This window comes from Nocardiopsis coralliicola, assembly GCF_054779695.1.
Map to the genome: position 1 here is coordinate 111,527 of NZ_BAAGXT010000001.1, position 25,611 is coordinate 137,137.

Genomic DNA, 25,611 nt, shown 5'->3' on the forward strand with positions numbered 1-25,611 from the left:
TTCGGGGCGAAAGGGCTGCGGGCTTATAGGGCGCCTGCGATCCCGTAGATGATGTGCCAATCAGCGAAAGCGGACACCATCAGCACGAGATTGGGCACTGTCGACTCTCCTAGGACTGCGGGCGCGTTGATCGCCAGAGGGGGCATTGGTGTGCATGTGGCCCCCGCCTGCCTATGGGGCTCAGGGGGTTGTGCACAGCGGAACGGTACCAACCTCACCCGGAGGTGTCATAGGAAAGCCGGATTTCTACTGCCCCGGGGCTTCTTGCGACGAGAGATCCGTCGCCTCGAGGAGCGCGGAGACCGCTGACTCCTCGGGGGCGTTCAGCTCGGCGTAGAGCCGCTGAGCCTCGGAGAGCCGGGACCGGGCTGCGCGGTCGTGGTTGCGTTCGGACTCCACCACTCCTAGCCGCGCCGCTGCCGCCGCCTGGTCGCGGATTAGACCGCCCTGCTTGGCGATGCCCCGTGCGCGGAGGAGGTGCCCGCTCGCCTCTGCAGGACGCCCTGCGTGTAGTGCTGCTTCGGCCCGCCCCATCAACACGTTCACCCGGGTGCTGGAGGTGCTGAACGCTTCGATCCGGTCGCATTCGTCAAAGGCAGCCAGAGCTTCCTCGACCCGGCCAAGTGCGAGGTGCTGCGTGCCGATCGTGCACCAAGTCCCGCTCTGCGCCCAGCGGTCGTTCGCAGCCTTCTGGAGTCTCAGCGCCTCCGTGAGCACGATGAGGGCCCGACTGTGGTCGCCGCGCCGCGCAGCGATGCGGCCGGAGTTCCCCAAGACCGCTCCCGCTCGGCGGTGGTCGCCGGTCCGAACCAGGTAGGCGAGTACCTCTTCCACCACAGCACGGGCTTCCCGGTGGTAGCCCATGTCGTGGAGCACGCCGGCATAGTTGGACCGGACGATGGCGGCTGCCTCAGGAAATACTTCTTCGGCGGTCGCTAGCGCTACGGAATAGACTTGCGCGGCCGCATTGAGCTTCCCTTGCTGGTAAAGCGCATCGGCGACATGGCGGTGAGCGACAGCTTCCCCGCGTCGGTCGCCTGCGGCGCGGTACCCGTCAACCGCCGCGCGGTGCCGCTGCTCCGCATCACGAAGGTTGCCCGAGTGGGCGGCTGCCACCCCGGACAGGTCCAATGCGCGTGCGGCCCGGCGCCGATCACCGAGCCGCTCCCACGCTGCCCGCGCCTCCTCAGCTGTACCCAGCGCCCTTTCCAGCGCGCCCGTGCGCAGAAGGGCCCGGGAGAGGTGGCTGAGTCCGTACGCGTGCAGCTCGCCCTCGCGGGCGAGCCGGAGCGCCGTCCAATGGAGCTCAACCGCCCGATCCCAGGGCCCGTAAAGGTCTAAATAGTCAGCGAGGAGGTGGGCGAGCCGCGCCGCGTGGTAGGCGAATCCGTGCTGGGCGGCGTAGTCGACGAGCCCGATCAGCGGTTGCCTGCGCAGCCACTCAAGCGACTTGCCCTTCGGTTCGCCGTGCTGCAGCGGGTCAGCCGCAGCATCGTCCTCGGGGTGCAGGGACAGTCGGCGTACTGCGCGGGAGCATCGGTCCAGTGCCGCCTCCAGCATCCGCCGGATCGCCGTCTGGCGCACCTGCGGCGTCAGCTCCTCGTCGAGCCGGCCCCGCACGAAGTTTCCGACCATTGAGTGCTGGCTGAACGACTCCGGTGCGGTCTCAGTGAGCAGGCTGCTGTCGGTCAACTCGTGCAGGACCTCATCGGAGAACCGGTCATCAGTGCCGATTAAGGCGTGTGCCGCCCACCGATCCATCGTAGGCGCGGGAAACAGCCCGAGGAGGAAGAGCGCCCTGGAGGCGCGTCTGGGAAGCGCCTCGAGCGTCAGGCCGAACGTTGCCCGAACACTGCGCCGCCCCAACCGCAGCCCTTCGTAGGCCGGCTGGCTGCGCAGGTGGTCGAGGTAGTCGTGGGGAGCCCACGCTGTGGGACCGGACAGTCGTCCGCCCGCAAGCCGAAGTGCCAGAGGCAGGCCGTCGCAGATGTCGACGATCCCCGGCGCGCAGTCCCGGAACTCCGGATCATCGCGGCCGCCGCTGACCGCTGTGAGCATTTCCATTGCGCGTTCCGGTGGCAGCGTTTCCAGCGCTGTGTGGGTCGCCCCGTCGAGGTCGCTCATTCGGCGCTGGGAGGTGACGATTACCAAGCAGTCCGGACCAGCTGGAAGGAGAGGAAGGATCTGTTCGGCGCTTGCTGCGTTGTCGAGAACGACGAGCAGCGACACTTCGCGGGTGAGGTCGCGCCAGAGTGCACTCCAGTGTCCCACTGTGCGCGGTGTGTGCTCGGGCGATACATCTACGCCGAGGAGGCCAAGCAGTTCGGCTAGCGCTTCCTCGGCGCTGATCGGGTGCAGGCGCGCGTCGCCGCCACAAAGATCAAGGTAGAGCCGGTAACCGTAGCCGTCCTTCAACTGGTGCGCGGCGTGCACAGCCAGCGTGCTCTTGCCTGTACCGGAAATCCCACTGATGACATGCACCGCTGTGGCGTCCTGGCGTGATTCGCTGCGGGCATCGCGCACGACTTTGGCAGTCTCTTCTCTTCGCGCACTGAAGTCGCCGATGTCGCGCGGCAGATTGTCGCGAATCGGCCGGCGCCCTGGGGGAGAATCGACAGGATGCGCTGGCCCCTCCTCACCCCGCAGGATGCGCCGGTGCAGCCCGCGCAGCGTCGCTGGCGGATCGGTGCCCAACTCGTCGGCGAGCCGCTGGCGGAGCTGCGCGTAGGCGGTGAGCGCGTCGGCGGAGCGACCAGTGGCCAGGAGCGCGCGCATGAGTGCCTCGACCAGTTCCTCGTTGCACGGATACTGCGTGACGGCAGAGGACAGTCGGTCGAGCGCGTCGGCTTCCCAGCCGCATTCCAAGGCGGCGCGCGCCCATTGGGCGAGCGTGGACTGGTGGGCGCTGCGCATGGTTACGCGTACACCCTCCACCCAGGGACCGGAGCCGTCGGGGACGGGATCGTCCTGCCACGCGTCCAGAGCCTCCGTCGCCGCCCCGTAGGCGCCCGCGTGGTCACCCTGGGTGCTCAGCGCGATAGCTGTCCGCTGCAGCGTGCGGAACCGGTTCCAATCCACCTTTTCTGGCGGAATGCGGAGCGCATAGTGTTGCGCGCGGAATTCCAGCAGTGTCCGGTCCAGTCCGGCCCGCTCCAGCGCGCGGCGCACGCGCGTGACATAGGCGGCCAGGTTCTGCCGGCTCTGCCGCGGCGCCGCATCGCCCCAGAGCCCTTCGGTCAGTGTGTCGACCGAGACGGCATGCGGCGCGGCGAGGACGAGCCGCGCGAACACCGCGGTTTCGGCGCCCGGCCGTGGAGAAGCATCCCGTTCGGCGCGGATCCGTGCGGCCCCGATAACCGAGAACTCCACGGCCCTCCCTTGCCGCGATGGGCCCCGTTATCGGTATTCCGCCCCATTGGAAGGCGTAAACGGAGTGGCCGAAATTCGGCAGTCCGTTCGCGGCCATCGTGGCAGTGTGGCCTCTGGCCAGGGGGGATTCGGATTCGATTGGTTGTGGAGTCCGGGGGCAAGATCAGAAATGCTGTGCACCTGCACGGGAAAACGGGCGATAATTCTGCACGTGAATTCGAATTCGCGGGAATCCAGGTGAGGAGAGTTGCACCTGAGATCGGTGGTGACCGGAATTCGGAAAGGGTCTTCCGTGCTGGCGGGGATGTGCTTGCAGCGCAGGCGCCCGCAGCTGTGTGGACCGCACCCTGCCGTGCCTTGCCGGTGCGGCAGCGGAGCACGCGCCGAACGGAGCATGCCGAGCCCTGGCGGGCGGCTAGGAGAGCACGCGCCGGGGGCGGGGACCGCGGCATGACGACCCCGCGGGCCCTCCGTGGCAGGGGAGGGCCCGCGGGGACGGGGTTGGGGCGGGGTCAGGGCATCAGGTCGGAGCGGATCAGGAAGCGGTGGCCGGTGGGGGCCTCCAGGGAGAAGCCGCTGCCGCGGCCGGGGACGACGTCGACGGTGAGGCGGGTGTGGCTCCAGTAGGCGAACTGGGAGCGCGACATCCAGAAGGGCACCGGCTCCGGGGTGCCGGCGTCGAGGTCGCCGAGGCGGATGTCGGAGCCGCCGGTGCGGAACTCCCCGGCCGGATAGCACATCGGGGAGCTGCCGTCGCAGCAGCCGCCGGACTGGTGGAACATCAGCGGCCCGTGCTCCTCCCGCAGTTCGCGCAGCAGCGCCGCCGCGGACTCCGTCACCTCCACGCGCGGCACGCCGTCCTCGTCGGCCGCGGGCTCGGCAGCGCCGCCGGGGCCGTGCGGGTCTGCGGGCATCAGAACAGTCCCAGTCCGTTGGCGGAGTAGCTGACCAGCAGGTTCTTGGTCTGCTGGTAGTGGTCGAGCATCATGTGGTGGTTCTCCCGCCCGATGCCGGACTGCTTGTACCCGCCGAAGGCGGCGTGCGCCGGGTAGGCGTGGTAGTTGTTCACCCAGACCCGGCCGGCCTGGATGTCGCGGCCGGCGCGGTAGGCGGTCGTGCCGTTGCGCGACCACACGCCGGCGCCCAGGCCGTAGAGGGTGTCGTTGGCGGTCTTGATGGCGTCGTCGTAGTCGTCGAACCGCGCCACGGCCACGACCGGGCCGAAGATCTCCTCCTGGAAGACCCGCATGGAGTTGGCGCCCTCGAACACGGTGGGCTGCACGTAGTAGCCGCCGGACAGGTCGCCGCCGAGGTCGGCGCGCTCCCCGCCGGTGAGGACCTTCGCGCCCTCCTTCTTGCCGATGTCGATGTAGGAGAGGATCTTCTCCAGCTGGTCGTTGCTGGCCTGGGCGCCGATCATGGTGGCGGTGTCCAGCGGGTTGCCGGCGGTGACCGCCTCGGTGCGCGCCAGGCCGTCGGCGAGGAAGTCGGAGTAGATGCCGCTCTGGATCAGCGCCCGCGACGGGCAGGTGCACACCTCGCCCTGGTTCAGCGCGAACATCGCGAAGCCCTCGAGCGCCTTGTCGTAGAAGTCGTCGCGCGCCTCGGCGACGTCGTTGAAGAACACGTTCGGGCTCTTGCCGCCCAGCTCCAGCGTCACCGGCACGAGGTTCTCGCTCGCGTACTGCATGATGAGCCGGCCGGTGGTGGTCTCGCCGGTGAAGGCGACCTTGCGCACCCGCGGGTTGGCGGCCAGCGGCTTGCCCGCCTCCGCGCCGAAGCCGTTGACGACGTTGACCACGCCGGGCGGCAGGATGTCGGCCAGCAGCTCCATCAGCAGCAGGATCGACACCGGGGTCTGCTCGGCCGGCTTGAGCACCACCGCGTTGCCGGCGGCCAGCGCCGGCGCCAGCTTCCAGGTGGCCATCAGCAGCGGGAAGTTCCACGGGATGATCTGCGCGACGACACCCAGCGGCTCGTGGAAGTGGTAGGCGGTGGTGTCCTCGTCCAGCTGGGAGATGGTGCCCTCTTGGGTGCGGACCGCCCCGGCGAAGTAGCGGAAGTGGTCGACCGCCAGCGGCAGGTCCGCGGCGAGCGCTTCGCGGACCGGCTTGCCGTTGTCCCAGCTCTCGGCGATCGCCAGCTTCTCGATGTTCTCCTCGATCCGGTCGGCGATCCGGTTGAGGACCAGCGCGCGCTCCGCGGCGGGCGCCCGGCCCCAGGCGGGCGCCGCGGCGTGCGCGGCGTCGAGGGCGAGCTCGACGTCGTCGGCGCCGCTGCGGGCCACCTCCGTGTAGTCGGTGCCGAGGATCGGCGTGGGGTTGGCGAAGTACCGGCCCTTCACCGGGTCCGCCCACTCGCCGCCGATCCAGTTGCCGTACCGCCCGGCGAAGTCGACGACGGATCCAGCGGTGCCGGGGCGTGCGTAGACGGCCATGCGACTGCCTCCTCTGTCCAGGGGTGCGGGCAGCCGGAGACCGGCGGCCCCGTGCCCGGCACGGTAGGCGCCGCACCGTTGCAGCGACGTTGCACCGGAGGACCGGAGCAGCCGCCGCCCAGCGCCTGCGGCGAGCACTGCCCGGAAGCCCCGGGGCGTCGCGCCACCGGGCGGAACGGGGAAGCGGCGGCTTCCCACTCCGTTCGCCACGGCCGTGCCTCCCGTCGCTGACGGTTTCCCAAGCGGCGGGGCGCGCCCGTGCCTCCGCTGCGGCACTCGCCCGCTGGGCACCGCACCCTCCTCCGCGGGAGAGGTGCCACTGGCCTGCCGCGCGGTCGCCCCCCGGGGGCAGGTGCGGGGATCGCCCCGGCGCTCAGCCGCGGTGCCTCACGGTCCCGCTCCCCGGCAGGAGGAGACAGCGGAGCTGCCGCAACGGCAGGGCAGCGCTGGGCGCCTTGGGGGCCCGGCCGCTCCGGGAAGCGGCGCCGAGAAGGAGGCGGGGCGCGGTTGCGGCGGGCGGGTTACCGCCACTCGTCGAGGGCCGCGGTGAGGGCCGCGCGGCGGGGGGAGTCTGCGGGAAGGCTGCGGAGCGCCGCCTCGTGCAGCCGGGGATCGCCGCGCCCGTCGTCGCGGGCGGCCCAGGCGGCGAGGAGCTCGCCCGCGCCGGCCCGCTCCAGGGCGCCGCGCAGCTCCGCGGCCAGCTCCTCGCGGGCCTGGGCGACGCCGGGGGCGTCCGACCCGGGCAGCAGCGGCCCCGGGTAGGCGGCGAAGGCACCCGCCGGATCGCCGCGCAGCAGCAGGGAGCGGACGTCGTCGGCGTCGCTGGTGCAGGCGGCCGCAAGCCGATAGGGCCGCGACTGCACCAGGTGCGCGCCCGCGGACCGGCGCAGCCGGGCCACCTCGGCGCGGATGGTGACGGGCGCGGCGTCCCGCTCGTCCAGCAGCGCGGCGATCCCTTCACCGGTGAGGCCGCCCGGCCGCCGCGACAGCAGGAAGAGGATCTCGGCGTGGCGCGGGCTGAGCGGGATCCGCCGGCCGCCGGCGGTGAGCACCGGGCGGCGCGTGCCGAGGACCCGCAGCCGTGCCGCTGCGCCCGAGGACCCGTCTTCGCCGGCCCGCGGCTCCGCGCCCCGCAGCCGGCGCAGGCGCAGTTCTCCCTCTGCTGCCGCGGCCGCCGCCTGGACGAGCGCCATGGCCTGGGGCGAGGCAGCGGAGTCGTCCCCGGTGAGGTCGAGGACACCGAGGACGGCGCCGGTGTCGGGGTCGCGCACAGGCGCGGCCGAGCAGCTCCACGGCCGGACGTCGACCCCGAAGTGCTCGGCGGTCCGCACCTGCACCGGGTGGCCGACGGCGAGCGCCAGGCCCGGAGCGTTGGTGCCGGCGCTCTGCTCGCCCCAGTCAGCGCCGGCGGTGAAGCGCATCCGCTCGGCGCGGGAGCGCAGGGTGCGGTCGCCGTCCACCCACAGCAGCCGGCCGCGGGCGTCAGCCAGCGCCGCGATGTGGCCGCCGCCCGCCGCGTTGTCGACGAGCAGCCGGCGCAGCAGCGGCATCAGCGCGGTGAGCGGGTGGGCGTCCCGCAGGGTGCGCAGGGCGTCCCCGTCCAGCCCGCCGCGGCGGTCGGGGTCGTCCGGGTCGACCCCGCTGACCAGGCAGCGCTGCCATGACGCGCGCACCAGCGGGCGCAGACCGCCCGGCGGCGCTCCGCGATCGCGCGGACGGCGGGTGCGGTGGGCGCCGGACCCTGCGGGCACCGGCTGCCGGTCTCCTTCCACGGTTCCCCCTTGAGCGCGGACCGGTTCGCCCGGCCTCTCGCCGCCCCCATCGTGACCCAGGTCACCGCAATCCGCCAGCCGGTCCGCCCCGATCTGCGGGCAACCGGCCGAAGATCGCCCGAATGCCCCGATGCGCGGTCGCCGCCGGGCCTGCCGGACGCCCGCGTCCGGCGCGGTCCCCGACGGCTCCACCGGGTCCGCACCGGGAGCGCTCGGTCCCGTCCGCGGCGGGTGGGCGGCGGAGATCCGGGAGGGATCACCGCCGGGGAGCGGTGCTGGCCGGCGCCCTCCGTCCGCGCCCGTCTGCCCCGGGACGGCACCGCAGGCGGAGCGTCGGCGCTGCCGGGCGGCCGCCCCCTCCGTCGGCGCCGCGGCAGCGAGGGCACACGCCCGCGGTGCGCGGGCCGGCCGCGGCGTGCTGCCCGGGAGATCTGTGGACAAGCGCCTTCCCGCGTCCGGTCCGCGCGCGTGCGGCGCAGCCGGTGCGGCGGAACACGGCGGGGGCGGCGCCGGCCGGTGCCGGGAGCGCTTCGGCGATTCGGGCGGGCTGGGCCGCGCGGTGGTGGCAGGGTGAGCGGGCGCGGGGGCTAGCCTGGCCGCTGTGGAGATCGCAGAGCGTGGGGGATGGGCGCGCCGGGTGGCGCGCGACGTGCTCGCCGGGCCGCTGCCGCGGACCTGGGAGCGCAGCAGGGTGCGGGCTGAGCGCGTGCGGTGGGCCGCGGAGCGGCTCGCCGCCGATGCCGGCGTCCTCGAGTCGGCCGGCTGGCTCTGCGATGTCGGCTTCGCCCCCGGCCCCGACCGGACCGGCTGCGTCCCGCTGGACGGAGCCCGCCGACTGCGCGCCGCGCACGCCGCCCCCGACCCCGTCTGCTCGCTGGTGGCCTACCACTCGGGCGCCGTCGCCGAGGCGGACGCCCGGGGCCTCCTCGCGGCCCTCGAAGCCGAATTCGGGCCGCCCGAAGCCCGCCTGCTCGATGTCCTCACCTACGCCGACATGACCACCGGCGCCGACGGCGCGGTCGTCGCGGTCGAAACGCGCATCGGCGAGCTCCTCGCCGGCGGCGACCGCATCCACTACGCCCTGCGCCGCACCGCGCCCGAGCTCCGGGCCGCTGTCCAGCGCGTCGAGTCCGCACTGGCCGCCGAAGCCCTGAAGGCGCCGCCGGCCGCCACCTGACCGCTGCGGCAGCCCGGGCCCCGAGCGGCCGGTGCGGCGAGTGCGGCTGCCTGCGGCCGGTCTGCGCCCGGGCCGGCTCCTCGCGATCCCACCACCGTGCCCGGAGCGGGCCCGCCCGCCGGTGTGCTGCCCGGCGGACTGCGTATGCCTGCGGACGCACAGGATCCCGCGGCCGGGCCTGGCGACGGGTGCGGATTCGGCCGCCGCGTGTGCACGCAGAGCGCCCCGCCGTGTGCGGTGCGCATCTCCGTGCACGCCGCAGCGGTGCCGGAGTGGGACCGAATCGGAAGGGCACCCCTGTCCGGAACGGAGTTATCGGGGTAGATTCGACCCCTGACCGCCCCTGATATCGCGATAGAAGAGGAGAAGCCGGCCCGGTGAGGACGCCCGACCCCCGAATTCCCTCCCGATGGGGCGGCGGAGGCCGCCGCGTGCCCCGCGGTTCCCGCTCGTCCGCTGGTCCGCGCGCGACAGCCGCGCACCCGGCCGGGACCACGACGAACCGGCAGGTGGCCTGATGGGCGCACCCGCAGAGATCGAGGTCGCCTGGGTGGAGCGCACCGGCCGGGAGAGCTATGAGGCCGCGGTCCGCTGCGGCACGCCGATGCGGCTGGGCGCCCGCTTCACCCGGGTGGCCAACGCCGCCCGGCCCGGCCGCCCGCCGCGGGCCGGCTGGATGGTCGACCTGGAGGTCGGCGAACTCTACGTCTTCGGCACCACGGTCGCCGCTCTGGGCGCCGGAGCGACCGGCATCGTCGTCTTCGACGGGGTCGGCGGTGACGCGCTCTGCTCCGGTGACGTCCTGCACGGCACCAACCCGCGCCCGTCCGACGACGGCTCCGAGCGCGTGATCCCCGGCTGGCGCTGACCGGAGCCGCGCGGCTCCGGTCAGCCCCCGGGCCGGACGCGGTACACGGCGGGGCCCGGCGGCCGCCCTGCGGGGCAGCGCGCCGGGCCGGCCGCGCGTCAGAGGCTGACGCCGAGCAGCTTCTCGATGCCGGCCAGGCAGAAGTCCGCAGCGAAGACGGCGCTGAGGATCCACATCAGCCAGCCCACCTCGCGGAACCGGCCGGTCGCCGTCTTGAGCACGGTGGAGGCGACGATGCCCGCGCCGATGCCGGTCGCGATGTCGTAGGTGAACGGCATCAGGGCGATGGTGAGGAACGCCGGGATCGCCACCGCGGGGTCGGCCCAGTCGATCTGCTTCACCCCGGCCATCATCATCGCGCCCACCAGGACCAGTGCGACCGACGCCGCCTGCCCCGGCACCATGCCGAACACCGGCGCGAACAGGACCGCCAGCAGGAACAGGGCGCCGGTGACGACGCTGGCCAGGCCCGTGCGCGCGCCCTCGGTGACGCCGGCCGTCGACTCGACGAACACCAGCGTGGCCGAGGAGCTGGTCAGCCCGCCGGAGACCGCGCCGGCGCCGTCCACCGCGAGGATCTGCCCGGTGCGCGGCATGCGGCCCTTGCCGTCGGTGAGACCGGCCTTCTCGCCGACGGCGAGAACGGTGCCCAGGGCGTCGAAGAAGCCCGCCAGGATCAGCGTGAACAGGATGATCGCGGCACTCGCCGCGCCCGCCTCGCGCCAGGCGCCGAACAGATCCACCTGGAACAGCAGGCTGAAGTCGGGGGCGGCGACCAGGGTGTCCGGAAGCCGCGGCACGGCGTCGCCCCAGGAGGCGTCGGGCACGTCGAACAGGTAGGTGACCGCGACCGCGATGGCGGTGGCGAGCACGATCCCGTAGAAGATCGCGCCGGGTACCCCGCGCGCCAGCAGGATGCCGGCGGCCAGCAGGCCGATCACGAACACCGCCACCGGCCAGCCGGCGAGCTGCCCGGTCTGGCCGAGCTGCAGCAGCGTTCCGTCGCCGGCGCTGACGAACCCGGCGTTGGTCAGCCCGATCAGCGCGACGAACAGGCCGATGCCGGTGCCGATGGCGAGCTTGAGGTCATAGGGCAGCGCGTTCATCACCGCCGCCCGGATGCCGGTGACCACCATCAGGATGATCGCGATGCCCTGCCACACCACCAGGCCCATCGCCTGCGGCCAGGTCATCAGCGGCACCGCCTGGTAGGCGACCACCGCCATCACGCCGAGCGCCGCTGCCAGCGCGATCGGGGCGCGGCCCACCACGCCCATCAGAATGGTGACGAGGCCCGCCGACAGCGCTGTCATCGTCGTCAGCTGGGGGATGGTGGGCGCGTAGCCGTTGATGTCCTGCGCACCGCTGAGCACGATGGGGTTCAAGACGATGATGTAGGCCATCGCCATGAACGTCGTGAGTCCGCCGCGCAGCTCGCGCCCGTAGCTGGAGCCGCGCGCGGAGACGAAGAAGAAGCGGTCGAGCGCCGAGCGCCCGGCGCCGCCGTCCGCGGTTGCGGTTGCGGTTGCGCCGCCGTGCGGTCCGGAGCCGGCGGGTCCGGTCGAGGTCATGCGCCCCTCCTGGGGGGAGAATCGGCTTCGGACACGGGTCCGATCACCATAAGTGTTGGATTGTCTGCGATGCGTGAGGCTGGCCGTTCGCTCCGGGGCGCCGGGTGAGGGGCCCGCTCGGGGCGGATGTCCTTCGAAGCGCCGAGTGCGTCCCGAGTGAAGAAGGTGGCCGGATGGCTCGTATGGGAACAAAGTCCGGCAATGTCGCGTATTGTCCCATGCCGGTTCGGTGGTTTCCCCCCTACGCCCGGGCTGCCTCGCCGGGCGTGGGGGCGCGCCCCGGCGGCTGCCCCGGCGGGGCCCGCCGGGGCGGCCGGACCGGCTACAGGTCGATGCCGACGATGTCCTCCGGGCGTACCGGCGCGTGCGTCAGCGGTCGGCCGGTCGCGGCGCGGACCGCTGCGACGATCGCCGGCGTCGAGGAGAGCGTCGGCGGCTCCCCGGCGCCGCGCAGCCCGTAGGGCGCGTGCGGGTCGGGGTGCTCCAGGATGTCCAGCCGCATCGGCGGCGTGTCCAGGATGGTGGGGATCAGGTAGTCGGTGAACGACGGGTTGCGGATCACCCCGTCGGCCACCTGGATCTCCTCCATCAGCGCCAGGCCCAGGCCCTGCGTGGAACCGCCCTGGATCTGGCCCTGGAGCTGCTGCGGGTGCAGGATCCGGCCGACGTCCTGCACCGCGTCGAGCGCCACCACCTTGACCAGGCCCAGCTCCACGTCGACGTCGACCACCGCCCGGTGCACGCACATCCCGAACTGGTTGTGCGAGTCGCCTTGGCCGTAGGTCGGGTCGAGCATGTGCGTGGGCCGGTGGTGGTACTCGCGCACCTCCTCGACCGGGCCGTCCTCGAGCAGGTCGGCGAGGACCGCCAGCGGCCCGCCGTCGGCCACCAGCTTGCCGCCGGCCAGCCACAGCGCCGAGTCGGCCAGCCCGTCCGGCACCAGGCCGCGCTCGCGCGCCCGCGCCACGACCTGCTCGCGCACCGCCTCGCAGGCCGTCTTCACGGCGCCGCCCGTCATGTAGGACTGGCGCGACGCCGAGGACGACCCCGCCGAGCCGACCCGGGTGTCCGACGGCGCCACCGTGACCCGCTCGACGCCCAGTTCGGTGCGGGCGATCTGGCCCTTGACGGTGACCAGGCCCTGGCCGACCTCGGCAGCCGCGGTGTGCACCAGCGCCGCCGGCTCCCCGCCGATCAGCTCCAGCCGCACCCGCGCGGTGGAGTAGTCGTCGAAGCCCTCCGAGAAGCAGAGGTTCTTCAGGCCCACACCGTAGCCCACACCGCGGACCACGCCCTCGCCGTGCGTCGTGTTCGCCGTCCCGCCGGGCAGCGTGCGCAGGTCGGCCGGGTCGGGAAGCGCCGCGCGCTCCGGCGGCATCGGCATCGCGCGGGCGCGCTCCAGCATGTCGGCCATCGGCAGCGGCATGTCGATCCGCTGCCCGGTGATGATCTGCGAGCCCTGCCCCATGGCGTTCTTCAGCCGCACCTCGACCGGGTGCATCCCGAGCGCCTCGGCAAGCCGGTCCATCTGCGACTCGTAGCCGAAGCACGCCTGCACCGCGCCGAAGCCGCGCATCGCCCCGCACGGCGGGTTGGTGGTGTAGACCCCGTAGGCGTCCACCTTCACGTTCGGCACCTCGTAGGGGCCGATCCCCAGGGACGAGGCCACGCCGACCACCGCCGGAGTCGCCGACGCGTAGGCGCCGCCGTCCACGATGATCTCCAGGGTGGCGTAGAGCAGCGTCCCGTCCGACGCGGCACCGTGCTCGTAGCGCATGACCGCCGGGTGCCGGTGCACGTGGCCGTAGAAGGACTCCTCCCGGTTGTAGACGAACTTCACCGGGCGGCGGGTGTGCAGCGCCAGCAGGCAGGCGTGGATCTGCATCGACAGGTCCTCGCGCGCGCCGAACGCGCCGCCCACCCCGGCCAGGGTGAGCCGTACCTTGTCCTCGGGCAGCCCCAGGGCCGGCGCGATCTGGCGCTGGTCGACGTGCAGCCACTGGGTGGCCACGTACAGGTCGACGCCGCCGTCCTCGGCCGGCACCGCCATCCCCGACTCCGGGCCGAGGAACGCCTGGTCCTGCATGCCGACCTCGTAGTCGTCGGCGATGACCACGTCCGCCTGCGCGCGCAGCTCCTCCAGGGCGTCCCCGCCGGCGAAGGCGCCGGTGCGCACCGGCTGGTGGCGCAGCACGTTGCCGCGCTGGTTGTGCTCGGGGTTCTCGGTGATCGAGCCGGGCTCGTGCACCTGCGGGCAGTCCGGGTCCAGAGCCGCGGCGCGGGCGTCGCGCACCGGGTCGAGCACCTCGTAGTCGACCTCGATGCGCTCCAGCGCGCGCCGCGCCGTCTCCGGGTGGTCGGCGGCCACGATCGCCACCGCCTCGCCCCGGTAGCGCACCTTGTCGAAGGCGAGGACCGGCTGGTCCTGCACCTCCAGCCCGTACCGCTTCGCCCCCGGGACGTCCTCGTGGGTGAGGACGGCGTGCACGCCCGGCACCTGCAGCGCCCCGGTGATGTCGATGCCGCGGATGCGCGCGTGCGGGTGCGGGCTGCGCAGCGTCATCCCCCAGAGCATGTCCTCCATCCACATGTCGGAGGAGTAGGCGAAATCGCCGGTCACCTTGAGGGTGCCGTCGGGCCGGCGCGGCGATGCGCCGACGCCGTCGCGCGTCGTACTGGACAGCTCGCCCGGGGTCCGGGTCGCGGGTCCGGCGGTCACCGGTCCACCTCCTTGGTCAGTGTGCGGTGTGCGGCCCGCCCCGCAGCGGCGGCCTCGCCGGCGGAGACGGTCTGCAGCGCGCCCTCGCGCACCACCGTCCGCCCGGCCACCAGCAGCTCGGCGAGTTCGGGGGAGGGGCCGAAGGCGAACGCGACGACGGGGTCGTCGATCACGTCGGCGCCGAAGCCGTCGGTGCGCCACAGGGCGACGTCGGCGGCCTTGCCCACCTCCAGCGAGCCCAGCTCCGCGCCGCGGCCGAGCACGCGGGCGCCGCCGAGCGTGGCCAGGTGGAGCGCCTGGCGGGCCGTCATCGCCTGCGGCCCCAGCCGGGCCCGCGCCATCAGCAGCGCCTGCCGGACCTCGCCGGCCAGGCCGGTGAGCTCGCTGGAGGCCGGCCCGTCGACACCCAGCCCCGCCTCCACCCCTGCCGCGCGCAGCTCGGGCGTGCGGCACATGCCGGCGCCCAGCCGCGCGTTCGAGCTGGGGCAGTGCGCGACGCCGGTGCCGGTCGCGGCCAGCCGCGCGATCGCCGCATCGGACAGGTGCACGGCGTGCGCCAGCCACACGTCCGGCCCGAGCCAGCCCAGCTTCTCGGCGTACTCCACCGGCGTGCAGCCGAACTCGGCGAGGCACTGCTCCTCTTCGTCGAGGGTCTCGGCGAGGTGGGTGTGCAGCCGCACGCCCTCGGACCGTGCCAGCTCGGCGGCGCCGCGCATCAGCTCGGCGCTGACCGAGAACGGCGAGCAGGGCGCCACCGCCACCCGCGTCATCGAGTCCGGGCCCGGGTCGTGGTGGGCCGCGATCGCCGCCGCCGTGCCCTCCAGGGCACCGGTGCAGCTCTCCACGACCGCGTCCGGCGGCAGCCCGCCGTCGGACGCGCCGCGGTCCATCGAGCCCCGCGCCAGATCGAGCCGGACCCCGACCTCCTGCACCGCCGCCACCTCGGCCGCCGCGATGTCGCCGCGCCCGGAGGGGAAGATGTAGTGGTGGTCGGAGAGCGTGGAGCAGCCGGACAGGGCCAGGTAGGCGGCGCCGGCCGTGGAGGTCTGGTGCACCGTGTCGGCGTCGAGCCGGTGCCACATCCGGTAGGAGCCGGTCAGCCAGTCGAACAGGGTTCCGTCGGTGAACAGGCCCTGCGTCGCCCACTGGTACAGGTGGTGGTGGGTGTTGACCAGGCCCGGCGTGGCCAGCAGGCCGCGGCCGTCGATGCGGCGCGCGCCCGGCACCGCCGGCGCCGGGCCCGGCCCGACGGCGGTGATGCGGCCGCCCGAGAGCACCAGGTGGCCCCCGGGGTGGTCGGGCCCGGACACGGTCGCGATGTGGGCGCCCTCGATGACCACCGGGGCGCCGGCGGCGCTCACTGGCCGCCGCCCGGCGCGCCGCTGGCCGCGCGCTCTTCGCGCTCCGCTGCGAGGCGGACCGCGTCCAGGATCTTCTCGTAGCCCGTGCACCGGCACAGGTTGCCGGCCAGCGCCTCGCGGATCTCGGCGTCGCCGGGCACACCGCGCCCGGCCCGCACCGTCTGCTCGATCAGATCGTCGGTCTGCACCAGCAGCCCGGGCGTGCAGAAGCCGCACTGCACCGCGCCGGCCTCCACGAAGCACTCCTGCACCGGGCTCAGCTGCTCGGAGCCGCTGCTGTCCGCGAGCCCCTCCACGGTGCGCACGTCGCGCCCTTCGGCCTGGCCGGCCGCGACCATGCACGAGCACGCCGTGACGCCGTCCAGCAGTACCGTGCAGGAGCCGCATTCGCCCTGCTCGCAAGCGTTCTTGCTGCCGGGCAGGCCGAGCCGCTCGCGCAGCACGTAGAGCAGGCTCTCACCGGCCCACACGTCCTCGGCGGTCGTTGCGCGCCCGTTCACGGTGAACGTCACCCGCATCACTGTCCTCCTTCGCGGCCGCGCAGGCCCTCGCGGTATTCGGTGGCCGACCAGGCCAGGGCGCGCCGCGCCAGCACGCCGACGGTGTGCGTGCGGTAGGCGGCCGAGCCGCGCTGGTCGTCGATCGGGCGGGCGACGGCGGAGACCAGCTCGCCGAACCGGCGCACCACCGCCTCGGCCGGCGGCGCGCCGCCGGCCCAGTCGAACTCCGCCGCCAGGAACTCCTCGGCCTCCGGCGCGCGCACCGGGGTGGGCGCCACCGAGCCGAGCCCGGTGCCGACCGTGCGGCTCTGCCCGTCCAGCGCCAGGCTGAAGTTGGCGACCGCGATCACCATCGCGTTGCGCGTGCCGATCTTGGAGAACTGCTGCGGTCCGGCCGGCGCCGGCAGCAGCACCGCGGTGATGAGCTCGTCGTCGGCCCGCGCGGTCCGGCGCAGCCCCAGGTAGAAGTCGCGGGCGCGCACCCGCCGCACGCCGCGCAACGACGCCAGCTCAACCTCGGCGCCGGTGGCCAGCAGCGGCGCGTGGCACTCGCCGGCGGGGGAGGCCCCGCCCAGGTTGCCGCCGACGGTGCCGCGGTTGCGGATCTGCGGCGAGGCCACCGATCGCGACGCCTGCGCCAGCGCGGGCGCCGCCTGGGACAGCTCGGCGATGATGCGGGTGTAGGGGACGCCGGCACCCAGCCGGACGCGTTCCCCGCCGGCGCCGTCCGCGCCGTACTCGTGCCCCCACTCCGCGAGCTCGCCGACCCGCGTCAGATCGATCAGTGCGGGCGGCCGCCGTTTGGCGAAGTTCAGCTCGACCATGACGTCGGTGCCGCCCATGATCGGCACCGCGTCCGGGCGCTCGGCCTTCGCGGCCAGCGCCTCCTCAAGCGTTGATGGGCGCAGGAAATCCATAGTCGTCCTCGTCGCTCGCCGTACTCGGTGTGAAGTAGACCACTGCGGGCGGTTCGGGTTCCAGGAGGCGAAGCACTGAAGGGCCGCGGCGGCGCGCGCCGGGCGTTCGTGGATTCCTCCAACCGGACATGGTGGGTTAACGTGGCCGCCACGCAGCGTGCGGCCACACCGTGCAGCGGACGCAGCCGCCGCCTGCGGCCGGCGGTGCCGGCCTGCGCCGCCGGCGGCCTGCGCGGCCGGCGGCGCCGCCGGCGGCGGAGCAGTGCCCGCACCCCGACCAGGACGCCGCCCGGCGGGTCCGCACCGCACGGAAAGGCCCCGCATGCGCCTCGGAGACCTCGTCGCCACCCCCCGGCTGAAGCTGCGCTTCCTGGCCGGCCGGGCCCAGGCCGACGCGGCGCTGCGCTGGGCCATCACCACCGACCTGCTCGACCCCGAGCGCTACTTGTCCGGCGGTGAGCTCGTCCTCACCGGCATGATGTGGCACACGGCGCCGGAGGACTCGGAGACCTTCGCCGCCTCGGTCGCCCGCGCCGGCTCGGTGGCCGTGGGTGCCGGCACCGCGCTCGGCACGGTGCCGCCCGACCTCGTCGCCGCCTGCGACCGGCACGGCCTGCCGCTCATCGAGGTGCCCGCCGAGACGGCCTTCAGCACCGTTATCGAGGCCGTCCTCGCCGATCTGCCGCGCTACCGCACATCGGCGCTGGCCCGCAGCCGCGACCGGCAGCGCCGCATCCTCGCCGATGTCGCGGCAGGCGCTGACCTGGCCGCGGTCTTCGGCGAGGCCGCCGAATTGGCCGGAGTCCGCGCCTGGGTGCTCTCCAGCACCGGCCGCGCGATCGCCGATGCCGGACCGCCGCTGCCGGAGCAGGCGCGCACCGCGCTCGCGGCCGCGGCCGCCGGCGGCCAGCCGCTGCCGGCCGTGCTGCGCCTGGACGCCGCCGGGCCGGCCACCGTGCTGCCCGTCGACACCCGCGCCTCCCACCCGATCGCGCGGTGGCTGCTGGTCGTGGAGGGGGACCACCGGGCCTGGACCGAGGAGCAGCGCGAGGACGCCGACGAGCTCGCCGGCATCGCCGTGCTCGCCCGCAGCCGGGAGGAGGAGCGCGCACTCGGTGAAGCCCGGCACGCCGAAGCGCTGCCCGCGCTGCTGGCCGGGCAGCGCCCCGAGGAAGCCGCCGCGCTGCTGCGGGCCGGCGGAGTCGGCGCCGGCGCGGATGCGCTGGTGGTGCGGGCGGCGATCGAGCCGCAGCCGGAGCCGCCGGACCTGGCGCGGCGGGTGCTGAGCGAGCTTCTCGCCGGCCGGGCCGGCGCCGTGGTGGCCGGCGGCGCCGTCGCGCTCGCCGTCGTCGCCGCCGAGGCGGGGGAGGGCGCCGTCGCGGCCGGCGTGCTGCTCGCCGCCCTCGCCGCCGGGGTGCGCGCCCTGGAAGGCGGGCTCGCGGGGTACCGGCTGGCGGTGGGCGTCGCCTCGGCGCCGCGCCGCACCGACGACCTGCGCCCCGCGGTGGAGGAGGCCGGAAACGCGCGCCGGCTCGCGGCCGGCCGCTCCGGCGCGGCGGCGGTGGCCTCCGGCGCGGAGCTCGGCACGCACGAGCTGCTGCTGGCCGCGGTGCCCGACGAGGTGCGCACCGCCTACCGGGACCGCTTGCTCGGCCCGCTGGAGGCCTACGACCGCGAGCACCGCTCCGATCTCGCCGCCACCCTGGACGCGTTCCTCCGCCACTCCGGTTCCTGGCAGCGGTGCGCTACCGCGCTGCACGTCCACGTCAACACCCTGCGTTACCGGATCGGCCGCGTCGAGGACCTCACCGGCCGCGACCTGTCCCGCCTGGACCACCGCGTCGACCTGTTCCTCGCCCTGCGCCTGCGCGACTGACCCGCAGGGGTGTCTGCGCGCGGCGCGGCGGCGCACCGGATCGCTGCTGCCGACTCTGCGGCAGGGCGTCGGCCGGGCCGATGTTCTGCGCGCCGGCGGGTGCCGCGGTCCGGCGATGCCCGTTGCGGCTTTACCGGTGCCTGCGCACGCGGAGCCCCGCGCCGCCGACGTGCGGTCTCCGGCGCAGTGCGCGTGCAGGGGCGCAGGCGCCGGTGCCTGCGGCGGTGCTGATGGGCGGCTGCGCCCCGCAGGCGGGACGGCCCGCAGGCGGGACGGCCCGCGGAGGCGTTGAGCGCCACCGGTCGAATGCACGGCGGACGGCCGGTCCGGCGGAGGTGCCGCGCCGGCAGTACTGCGGCCGCGCCCGGCGGGAAGCGGCGGATTTGCCGTGGAGGAGGGCGATTCCGGAGGACCCGCCCGCCGGTGGGCAATGAAGGAAGTTTAGGCTAACCTAATCCCGGCTCGCCGAGGCGTCCCGCCTACGCCTTCGCGGGCCGGTTCCCCGCGGACCGGGTGTGCCCCGGATCCGCTGCGCAGGCCAGTCAGGAGACCACGCACAGTGAACATCAGGACGTCCGGGCGGCGTGCCGCCCGCACCGCCCGCCGCGGCGCGGCCGCCGGCGCCGCAACCGCCCTCGTGCTCGCCGCCGGCTGCACCAGCGGCGGCGCCCAGGACGCCGGCGACGCCAGCGGCCCCACCCGCTCCATCGAGCACAGGTACGGCACGACCGAGATCTCCGGGACCCCGGAGCGGGTCGTCACCGTCGGGCTCACCGAACAGGACTATGTCCTAGCGCTGGGCACCGACCCGGTCGGCGTGCGCGAGTGGTTCGGCGGCCACGACGGCGCGCTGTGGCCCTGGGCCGAAGAGCGCCTCGAGGGCGAGATACCCGAAGTCCTCCCGGTGGACGAGCTCAACATCGAGCAGATCGCCACCCTCGAGCCGGACCTGATCCTCGGCATCAACTCCGGCCTCACCGAGGAGGAGTACGACCGGCTCTCCGAGCTCGCCCCCACGGTCGCCCAGCCCACCGACCACGCCGACTTCGGCGCGCCGTGGCAGGAGATCACCACCACCGTCGGCACCGCCCTCGACAAGGAGGACGAGGCCGAGGAACTGGTCGCCGGCATCGAGGAGCGCTTCGAGGAGGTCCGCTCCGAGCACCCCGAGTTCGAGGATTCGACCGCGCTGCTCACCTCCTCCATCTCCGGCGAGGCGTGGGCCTATGCGGAGGGCCCCGCGCCCGGCTTCCTCACCCAGCTCGGCATGGAGATGCCCGCCGACGCCGAGGCGCTGTTCACCGACGAGAACCGCGAGCCCCAGGCGGTCGCCCTGGAGGAGCTGGAGGCCATCGAGGCCGATGCGGTCCTGGTCGGCGTCTACGGCGAGCCCGAGGACAGCTTCAGCCGGCTCGACGTCTTCACCGAGCTGGACACCGCCAAAGAGGGCCGCTACATGGAGATGGCGGAGATGAGCCGCCTCAACGGCGCCCTCTCCTTCGGCTCGGTCCTCAGCCTCGACTACGCCCTCGACGAGCTCCCGCCGCGGCTGGAGGAGATGCTCGACGGCGACCCGGACACCGAGCCGGCCGAGGCGGAGTAGCCGGCGCACCCGGCTGCCGTCGCCGGACCGGCCGCGGCAGCAGGCAGGGGTGCCCGCCGGCGCGGAGGGCATCCGCTGCGGCCGCGCCCGCCGCCCCGTCCCCCGGGGCGGCGGGCGCCGTGCCGTCCGCGGGCCGTGCCGCGCGGATCTTCGCCCCGCCCCGCCCCGACGGCGCCGCTGAGGCGTGCGCGCCGCCGCGGACCGCGACGGTGCAGGCCGCCGGCTTCCTGGGCCGCCATCGCTGTCGGCAGGGGGGCCTAAAGTGCCCGCATGGCTGACAGCACCGAATCGATCGACACCCTCCTCCTGCGCGGCGGCGAGGTGTGCGGCGCCGACCTGTCCGAGCGCGACCTCACCGCTCTGCTGGGCGGCGCGCCCGAACGCCCGCGCGTCTTCCGCGACTGCGACCTGCGCGGCGCCGACCTGGCCGGCGCGCACCTGGTCGGCGCGGTGTTCGAGGGATGCGCGGCCGACGGCGCGCGGTTCGCCGGGGCGGCGCTCGACGGCGCCAGCTGGCGGGGAGGCGGCGCGCCGGGCGCCCGGTTTGCCAGCGCCGAGTGCGCCGACGCGGTGTTCGACGGCGCCGACCTCTCCCAGACCACCTGGTCCGGAGCGGTCGTGACCGACGCGGTGCTGCGCGGATGCCGGCTGACCGGCGCCCGCTTCGACGGCGTCCGCGGTATCGGCTGCACTTTTCCCGGCAGCACGCTGATGCTCGCGAGTCTGGCCCGCGTCGGCCTGCGCGGCACCGAGTTCAACGGCGTGCGCCTCGACGAGGCCGACCTCTCCGGCGCCGACCTGCGCGACACGGTCTGGTCGCAGAGCCGGCTGCGCGGCGCAGTCCTCACCGGAGCGCAGCTCAGCGGTGCCGACCTGCGCGGTGCCGATCTCGGTGAGCGCGACGCCGCCGACATCGCCGCGCTGCGCGGCGCCACCGTGTCGGCCGCCCAGGCCGCCGGCCTTCTGGCCGCCCTAGGGCTCGCGGTCGGCCCCGACCTGCCGCCGGGCTGACCGGGCGGCGCCGCGGTGGAGCGCACCTCAGCCGGCAACGCAGCCCGTCCGGCCGGTGCGGCGCGCCTCCAGCGCCGCCGCCAGGCGCGGCGCAAGCGCGGTGTGCATCCGCGCGCCGCGGAGTCGGGGTGCGCGAACACCGCGCTGTCCGGCTCCGGGCCCTGCACGGTCAGTCCGTATCCGCCGGCACCGTTCCGCAGGCGAATGCCGGGAACAGAACGGTTTCGGCCGCTCGCGACGCGGCACCGTCCACTGCGCCGCCGGCAGCGGTCTGGCGGCTGCCATCGCCCGCGGCGGTCGGGGCAGACGAGCGGGACGCGCCCATCGGGGCCGGTGATCAACGCGGACGCGCCGATGCAGGCGGTCGCCAGGGCCCCGAACCCTCCCGCGGCGGGGACGAGTGGTGCCACATGGCCGCAGCGCTGCCGCACGGCCGCAGGGCGGGGCCGCCGCGGTGCGGTGTTGCGGGGTGCGGCCGCGGAGCCGGTACGGTGCTGCGGCGGCGCTGCGGAGAGCGCGAGGCCCTGCAGCTGAGGGGATCCGCCCTCGGAACCCCTGCGAATCTACATTGTAAACGCGGGGCGTCCGGTGTACCCCCAGCGCCTAGACTGGGCGTCCTTCCCTGCGGCCCCCGCTGCGGCAGCACCCCCGGCGAGCGGGCCGGAACCGCGCCGTGCGGGCGGCTACGATCGCGGGAAGGACGGCCACCTGACGCGGCGATCAACGGAGGTTTCAACGTGGGCCCACTGGAGCACGGCGACCCGGAGCGCATCGGGCGGTACCGCCTGATCGGGCGGCTGGGCGCGGGAGGCATGGGCCTGGTCTACTTCGGGAGATCGGCGGGCGGCCGCGCCGTGGCCGTCAAGCGCATCCACCCGCACATGGCCGCCGACCCGTCCTTCCGGGAGCGGTTCGCCCGCGAGGTCACCGCCGCGCGCCAGGTCAGCGGCGCCTTCACCGCCCCGGTCATCGACGCCGACCCCGACAGCGACGTGCCCTGGCTGGTCACCTCCTACGTGCCCTCGCTGCCGCTGGACGACGGCGTGCGCGCGCACGGCCCGCTGCCCGAGTACTCGCTGCGGGTGCTGGCCACCGGGCTGGCCGAGGCGCTCAGCGAGATCCACCGGGCCGGACTGATCCACCGCGACCTGAAGCCCGGCAACGTGCTGCTCGCCGAGGACGGGCCGCGCGTCATCGACTTCGGTATCGCCCGCGCCTCCGAGGGCACCGCCGCCACCCAGTCGATCATCGGCACGCCGGGGTTCATGTCGCCCGAGCAGGTCCAGGGCGACCACCTCACCGCCGCCAGCGACATGTTCGCCTACGGCGCCGTGCTCGTGTACGCGGCCGGCGGCACCGGGCCGTTCGGTGAGGGCGCCATGCACACCATGGTCATGCGCGTGATGCAGAACGAGCCCGACATCCGCACCGTGCCCGAGGGGCTGCGCGGCCTGGTGGCGGCCTGCCTGGACAAGGACGCCCGCCGCCGGCCCACCCCCGGCCAGATCCTCGACTACCTCGGCGACGTGCAGGGCGGCCGCGCCTGGCTGCCGCCGGTGTTCCAGGAGGGTATCCGCGAGCAGGTCGCAAAGGCCGACCAGGCGCTGGAGGCCGGCCCGGCCACCGAGGGCCCCGGCGCTGACGGCCGCACCTCGGTGCTGGGCGCCGCGGGCGCCGCAGCCGCGGGGGCGGCGGCGGGCGCGGCCGCGGGATACGCCCTCGGCGACCAGTCGACGCGGGTTGCCGGCGACACCGCAGCCGCCGGCGCCGACGGCCGGACGGCCGCTTTCCCGCAGAACACCGGGCACGGGCAGGGCACGCCGCCCACCGCGCAGTACCAGCCGACCAGCGCGCTCGCCGGCGACGACGCCTACGGCGGGCTCTACCGCGGCTCCGGGGACACCGGCGGCCAGCAGCGCCCCGATCCCCGCCAGGCCGAGGAGGGGCGGCGCCGGCAGGCGCAGGAGCGCGAACAGGAGCGGCGCCGCCGCGAAGAGGAGCGCGCCCACAAGGAGCGCATCCGCGCGGAGGAGCAGGCGGCCCGCCGGGCGCGCGCGGAGTCGCGCCGCGCCGGGCAGCCCGGCCTGTGGAGCTTCATCAAGCTCATCCCGGTGCTGATCATCCCCATCGTGCAGATCCCGCTGGGCTGGGGTGCCGCGCAAGCGTGGCAGTGGTTCACCAACAGCGACGTGTGGTCCGGCGCGCCCTGGTACTACGAGGGGATGTGGGGCGCTAGCCTCATGTCCGGATTCAACTTCGCCGGCTTCGTGCTCGCCATGCAGCTGGGCTACTTCCTGCTCAACAACATCCTCTCCATCGAGTACCTCATCCGCTCGCTGCGCACCGGCTACATCGTCGGCGTCCTGTTGGGCGGCCTGGCGTTCGCCGCCACCAACGGGGCGCTCACCTACTACGGGTTCTTCTCCTCCTTCTGAGCGCGGAGGACCGAGCGCCGAGCGCGCACCCCTTCCGGCCTCCGGCCCGGCGCCCCCGCGGTGCCGGGCCGGAGGCCGCTTCGGTGCCTATTCAGTGCTCCGGCGGGCGCGCCCGCGGCCGCCGGGTGCCGCTTCCGGCCACGGAGGGCAAAAAACAGCGATACCTCATAAACTGATTGCTATATACACAGTTAATCTGTGTATGCCCGCCAGTTGTGAGGAGCCGCCCCATGGCCACCGCCGCCACCGATTCCGACGGCACGCCGCCGCATCCTGCCCCGCCCGCGCCCGCCGCCCGGCAGCGCAGGGCCGTCCGGTGGTGGCGGCGCCCGTGGATCGCGCCACTGGGACTGGCCACCCTCGTCTTCCTGGCGTTCTCAGTGCCGCGCTACCTGTCCCTGGACCCGCGGCAGGCGGCCGCCTACGGCGACGCGCCTGCCTGGAGCCTCGGCTGGTACTACCCGCTGCTGGTGACGCACATCTTCGCGGGAGCGCTCGTCATGCTCGCCGTCTGCCTGCAGGTGTGGCCCTGGCTGCGCCGCAACCACCCGGCGGTGCACCGGTGGAGCGGGAGGCTCTACGCCGGGCTCGGCCTCGCCGCGGTCGGCATCCCCTCGGTGCCGCTGGCGGTGCTCAGCACATCCGGCCCCGCGACGGCGGTGAGCACCGTCCTGTGGTCCCTGCTCTGGATCGCCTGCACGGCGCTGGGCTGGCGCGCCGCCCGGCGCCGCGACTTCGCCGCCCACCGGGCATGGATGGTGCGCAGCTTCGCGCTGATCTTCGCCATCGCGACGGACCGGGTCTGGATCGTGGTCTACGCGGTGACCGTCGGCCCGCTCGTGGAGCAGGCGGGTTCGCTCGGCGAGGACGGCGCGGTCATGGTCATGGCCGCCACGGCCTCCTGGTTCAGCTGGGTCGTCAACCTGCTCATCGCCGAATGGTGGCTCCAGTACCGCCGGCCGCCGCGGAGCCGGCCCGGCGCGGAGCGGAGGCCGGCGCCGGCCGCGGGCTGAGCCGCGGCCGGCACCGGGGGGGTTCAGCGGGCGGACGCCCGCAGGGCGGCGATGAACCATTCGAAGGCGGGCACGGCCGGCGGGAACGCCGGTGTCCCGTTGATCACGCCGAGGAGCGCGTAGTAGCGCTCGACGCGCGCGTCGGTGAACGCGGCGAAGTCATCGGCGGCCCGCTCGCGCTCGGCGGGCGCCGGGTCGGCTCCGGCGCGGTCGAGCGCCTCCGCCAGGCGCCGCAGGCCCTCGGCGGAGTCCGGGGCGACGCCGTCGGCGAGCGCCGCCCGGCCGGCATCGGCGGCCTGGGCGGCGAGGCGCTGGCTCGCCTCGTCGGGCTCCGCGGCGGCGCCGTCGGCCTTCGACTGCGCGCCGGCTTCGGCCATGCCGCGCACGCGCTCCCGGAACCCGGGGTCGCGCACGAGCTCGGCCAGCTCCACCCACGCCTCCACCTGCTCGGGTGAGGGGTCGGCGGGCAGATCGGCGCGGACCGCGCGCATGGCCTCGCGCGGCGTGTCGGCGGTGTCGAGGCCGCCGAAGACGTGGTCGTGGAATTCGTCCAGGATCTCCTGCCGCTCTTCGGCGGACAGGGTCGCGAGCCGGTGCATGAGCTGGATTCCCCTTGAGGTCGGTTCGGTGCGGGCCGCGGTCCGCAGGACCGCGCGGCGCAGGCGGAGCAGCCGGATCTGGGCGTCGAGCGCGTCGGCGTGCGCCGCCGCGACCCCGCCCAGGCCGCTCCGCCCGTCGAGGACGTCCCGGATCGCCGGCAGCCCCAGGCCGAGCGCGCGCAGCGTGCGCACCAGGTCGAGGCGCGCCACGGACGACGCGTCGTAGAGCCGGTATCCGGCGGCGGACCGCGCCACCGGAGGGACCAGGCCCGCGTCGGAGTAGAACCGGACGGCCTTGACGGAGAGGCCGCACCGTGCGGCCACGTCGCCGATGGCCTGCAGCGGCGCCTGCCCGTCTTCGTTCATGTCCGCCATCGTGGAGT

General features: G+C 74.4%; 17 protein-coding genes. 7 read left to right on the forward strand and 10 right to left on the reverse strand.

Annotated features, from left to right (window positions below; genetic code table 11):
- Positions 1-246 precede the first annotated feature (246 nt).
- The 4 genes from ACYVGT_RS00420 to ACYVGT_RS00435 all read right to left on the reverse strand — a co-directional run bounded on the left by ACYVGT_RS00420 (position 247) and on the right by ACYVGT_RS00435 (position 7,557).
- Positions 247-3,369 (reverse strand): AfsR/SARP family transcriptional regulator, encoded by a 3,123-nt coding sequence (locus ACYVGT_RS00420; protein ID WP_460854294.1) that lies wholly within the window; start codon positions 3,367-3,369, stop codon positions 247-249.
- Positions 3,370-3,881: 512 nt separating this feature from the next.
- Entirely contained in the window at positions 3,882-4,283 is a 402-nt protein-coding gene (locus ACYVGT_RS00425) for a DUF779 domain-containing protein (RefSeq protein WP_460854295.1), read from the reverse strand.
- Positions 4,283-5,806: an acetaldehyde dehydrogenase ExaC gene (exaC, locus tag ACYVGT_RS00430; RefSeq protein WP_460854296.1), complete on the reverse strand. Its 1,524-nt coding sequence runs from the start codon at positions 5,804-5,806 to the stop codon at positions 4,283-4,285. Before exaC ends, ACYVGT_RS00425 begins: the two co-directional genes overlap by 1 nt.
- Positions 5,807-6,327: 521 nt before the next feature.
- A complete protein-coding gene (locus ACYVGT_RS00435) occupies positions 6,328-7,557 on the reverse strand; it encodes a GAF domain-containing protein (RefSeq protein WP_460854297.1) in 1,230 nt (409 codons plus the stop codon).
- A 622-nt stretch (positions 7,558-8,179) separates the two neighbouring features.
- On the opposite strand from ACYVGT_RS00435, the gene ACYVGT_RS00440 reads away from it, so the two are divergent.
- Together ACYVGT_RS00440 and ACYVGT_RS00445 are read left to right on the forward strand one after the other, a co-directional pair.
- Positions 8,180-8,755: a phosphohydrolase gene (locus tag ACYVGT_RS00440; RefSeq protein WP_460854298.1), complete on the forward strand. Its 576-nt coding sequence runs from the start codon at positions 8,180-8,182 to the stop codon at positions 8,753-8,755.
- Between the two features lie 517 nt (positions 8,756-9,272).
- Positions 9,273-9,623, forward strand: a complete 351-nt coding sequence (locus ACYVGT_RS00445) for a hypothetical protein (RefSeq protein ID WP_460854299.1) — start codon at positions 9,273-9,275, stop codon at positions 9,621-9,623.
- 98 nt (positions 9,624-9,721) lie between these two features.
- On the opposite strand, the gene ACYVGT_RS00450 is transcribed toward ACYVGT_RS00445, so the two are convergent.
- The 5 genes from ACYVGT_RS00450 to ACYVGT_RS00470 all read right to left on the reverse strand — a co-directional run bounded on the left by ACYVGT_RS00450 (position 9,722) and on the right by ACYVGT_RS00470 (position 16,691).
- Positions 9,722-11,194, reverse strand: coding sequence for an NCS2 family permease (locus ACYVGT_RS00450; RefSeq protein ID WP_460854300.1), 1,473 nt, complete (start codon positions 11,192-11,194; stop codon positions 9,722-9,724).
- Between the two features lie 322 nt (positions 11,195-11,516).
- The gene (pucD, locus tag ACYVGT_RS00455) at positions 11,517-13,913 is read right to left on the reverse strand and encodes a xanthine dehydrogenase subunit D (RefSeq protein WP_460854301.1); all 2,397 of its coding nucleotides are present in this window, start codon (positions 13,911-13,913) and stop codon (positions 11,517-11,519) included.
- Positions 13,910-15,274: an 8-oxoguanine deaminase gene (locus tag ACYVGT_RS00460; protein WP_460854302.1), complete on the reverse strand. Its 1,365-nt coding sequence runs from the start codon at positions 15,272-15,274 to the stop codon at positions 13,910-13,912. Before ACYVGT_RS00460 ends, pucD begins: the two co-directional genes overlap by 4 nt.
- Complete coding sequence (locus ACYVGT_RS00465) at positions 15,271-15,792, reverse strand: (2Fe-2S)-binding protein (RefSeq protein WP_460854303.1); 522 nt, start codon at positions 15,790-15,792, stop codon at positions 15,271-15,273. Before ACYVGT_RS00465 ends, ACYVGT_RS00460 begins: the two co-directional genes overlap by 4 nt.
- The gene (locus ACYVGT_RS00470) at positions 15,792-16,691 is read right to left on the reverse strand and encodes an FAD binding domain-containing protein (RefSeq protein ID WP_460854304.1); all 900 of its coding nucleotides are present in this window, start codon (positions 16,689-16,691) and stop codon (positions 15,792-15,794) included. The genes ACYVGT_RS00465 and ACYVGT_RS00470 overlap by 1 nt, the downstream gene beginning before the upstream one ends.
- Positions 16,692-17,013: 322 nt before the next feature.
- Between ACYVGT_RS00470 and ACYVGT_RS00475 the strand changes: the two genes are divergently transcribed.
- The 5 genes from ACYVGT_RS00475 to ACYVGT_RS00495 all read left to right on the forward strand — a co-directional run bounded on the left by ACYVGT_RS00475 (position 17,014) and on the right by ACYVGT_RS00495 (position 24,629).
- Positions 17,014-18,567, forward strand: a complete 1,554-nt coding sequence (locus ACYVGT_RS00475; protein WP_460854305.1) for a PucR family transcriptional regulator — start codon at positions 17,014-17,016, stop codon at positions 18,565-18,567.
- 559 nt (positions 18,568-19,126) lie between these two features.
- Positions 19,127-20,170 carry an iron-siderophore ABC transporter substrate-binding protein gene (locus tag ACYVGT_RS00480; RefSeq protein ID WP_460854306.1) on the forward strand — a complete coding sequence of 348 codons (1,044 nt, stop codon included), beginning with the start codon at positions 19,127-19,129 and terminating at the stop codon, positions 20,168-20,170.
- A gap of 270 nt (positions 20,171-20,440) precedes the next feature.
- The gene (locus tag ACYVGT_RS00485; RefSeq protein ID WP_460854307.1) at positions 20,441-21,181 is read left to right on the forward strand and encodes a pentapeptide repeat-containing protein; all 741 of its coding nucleotides are present in this window, start codon (positions 20,441-20,443) and stop codon (positions 21,179-21,181) included.
- Positions 21,182-21,918: 737 nt separating this feature from the next.
- A complete protein-coding gene (locus ACYVGT_RS00490; protein WP_460854308.1) occupies positions 21,919-23,616 on the forward strand; it encodes a serine/threonine protein kinase in 1,698 nt (565 codons plus the stop codon).
- 230 nt (positions 23,617-23,846) lie between these two features.
- The gene (locus tag ACYVGT_RS00495; RefSeq protein WP_460854309.1) at positions 23,847-24,629 is read left to right on the forward strand and encodes a DUF2306 domain-containing protein; all 783 of its coding nucleotides are present in this window, start codon (positions 23,847-23,849) and stop codon (positions 24,627-24,629) included.
- 23 nt (positions 24,630-24,652) lie between these two features.
- Here ACYVGT_RS00495 and ACYVGT_RS00500 read toward each other — a convergent pair whose 3' ends face one another.
- Positions 24,653-25,594 (reverse strand): MerR family transcriptional regulator, encoded by a 942-nt coding sequence (locus ACYVGT_RS00500; RefSeq protein ID WP_460854310.1) that lies wholly within the window; start codon positions 25,592-25,594, stop codon positions 24,653-24,655.
- Between the last annotated feature and the right edge of the window lie 17 nt (positions 25,595-25,611).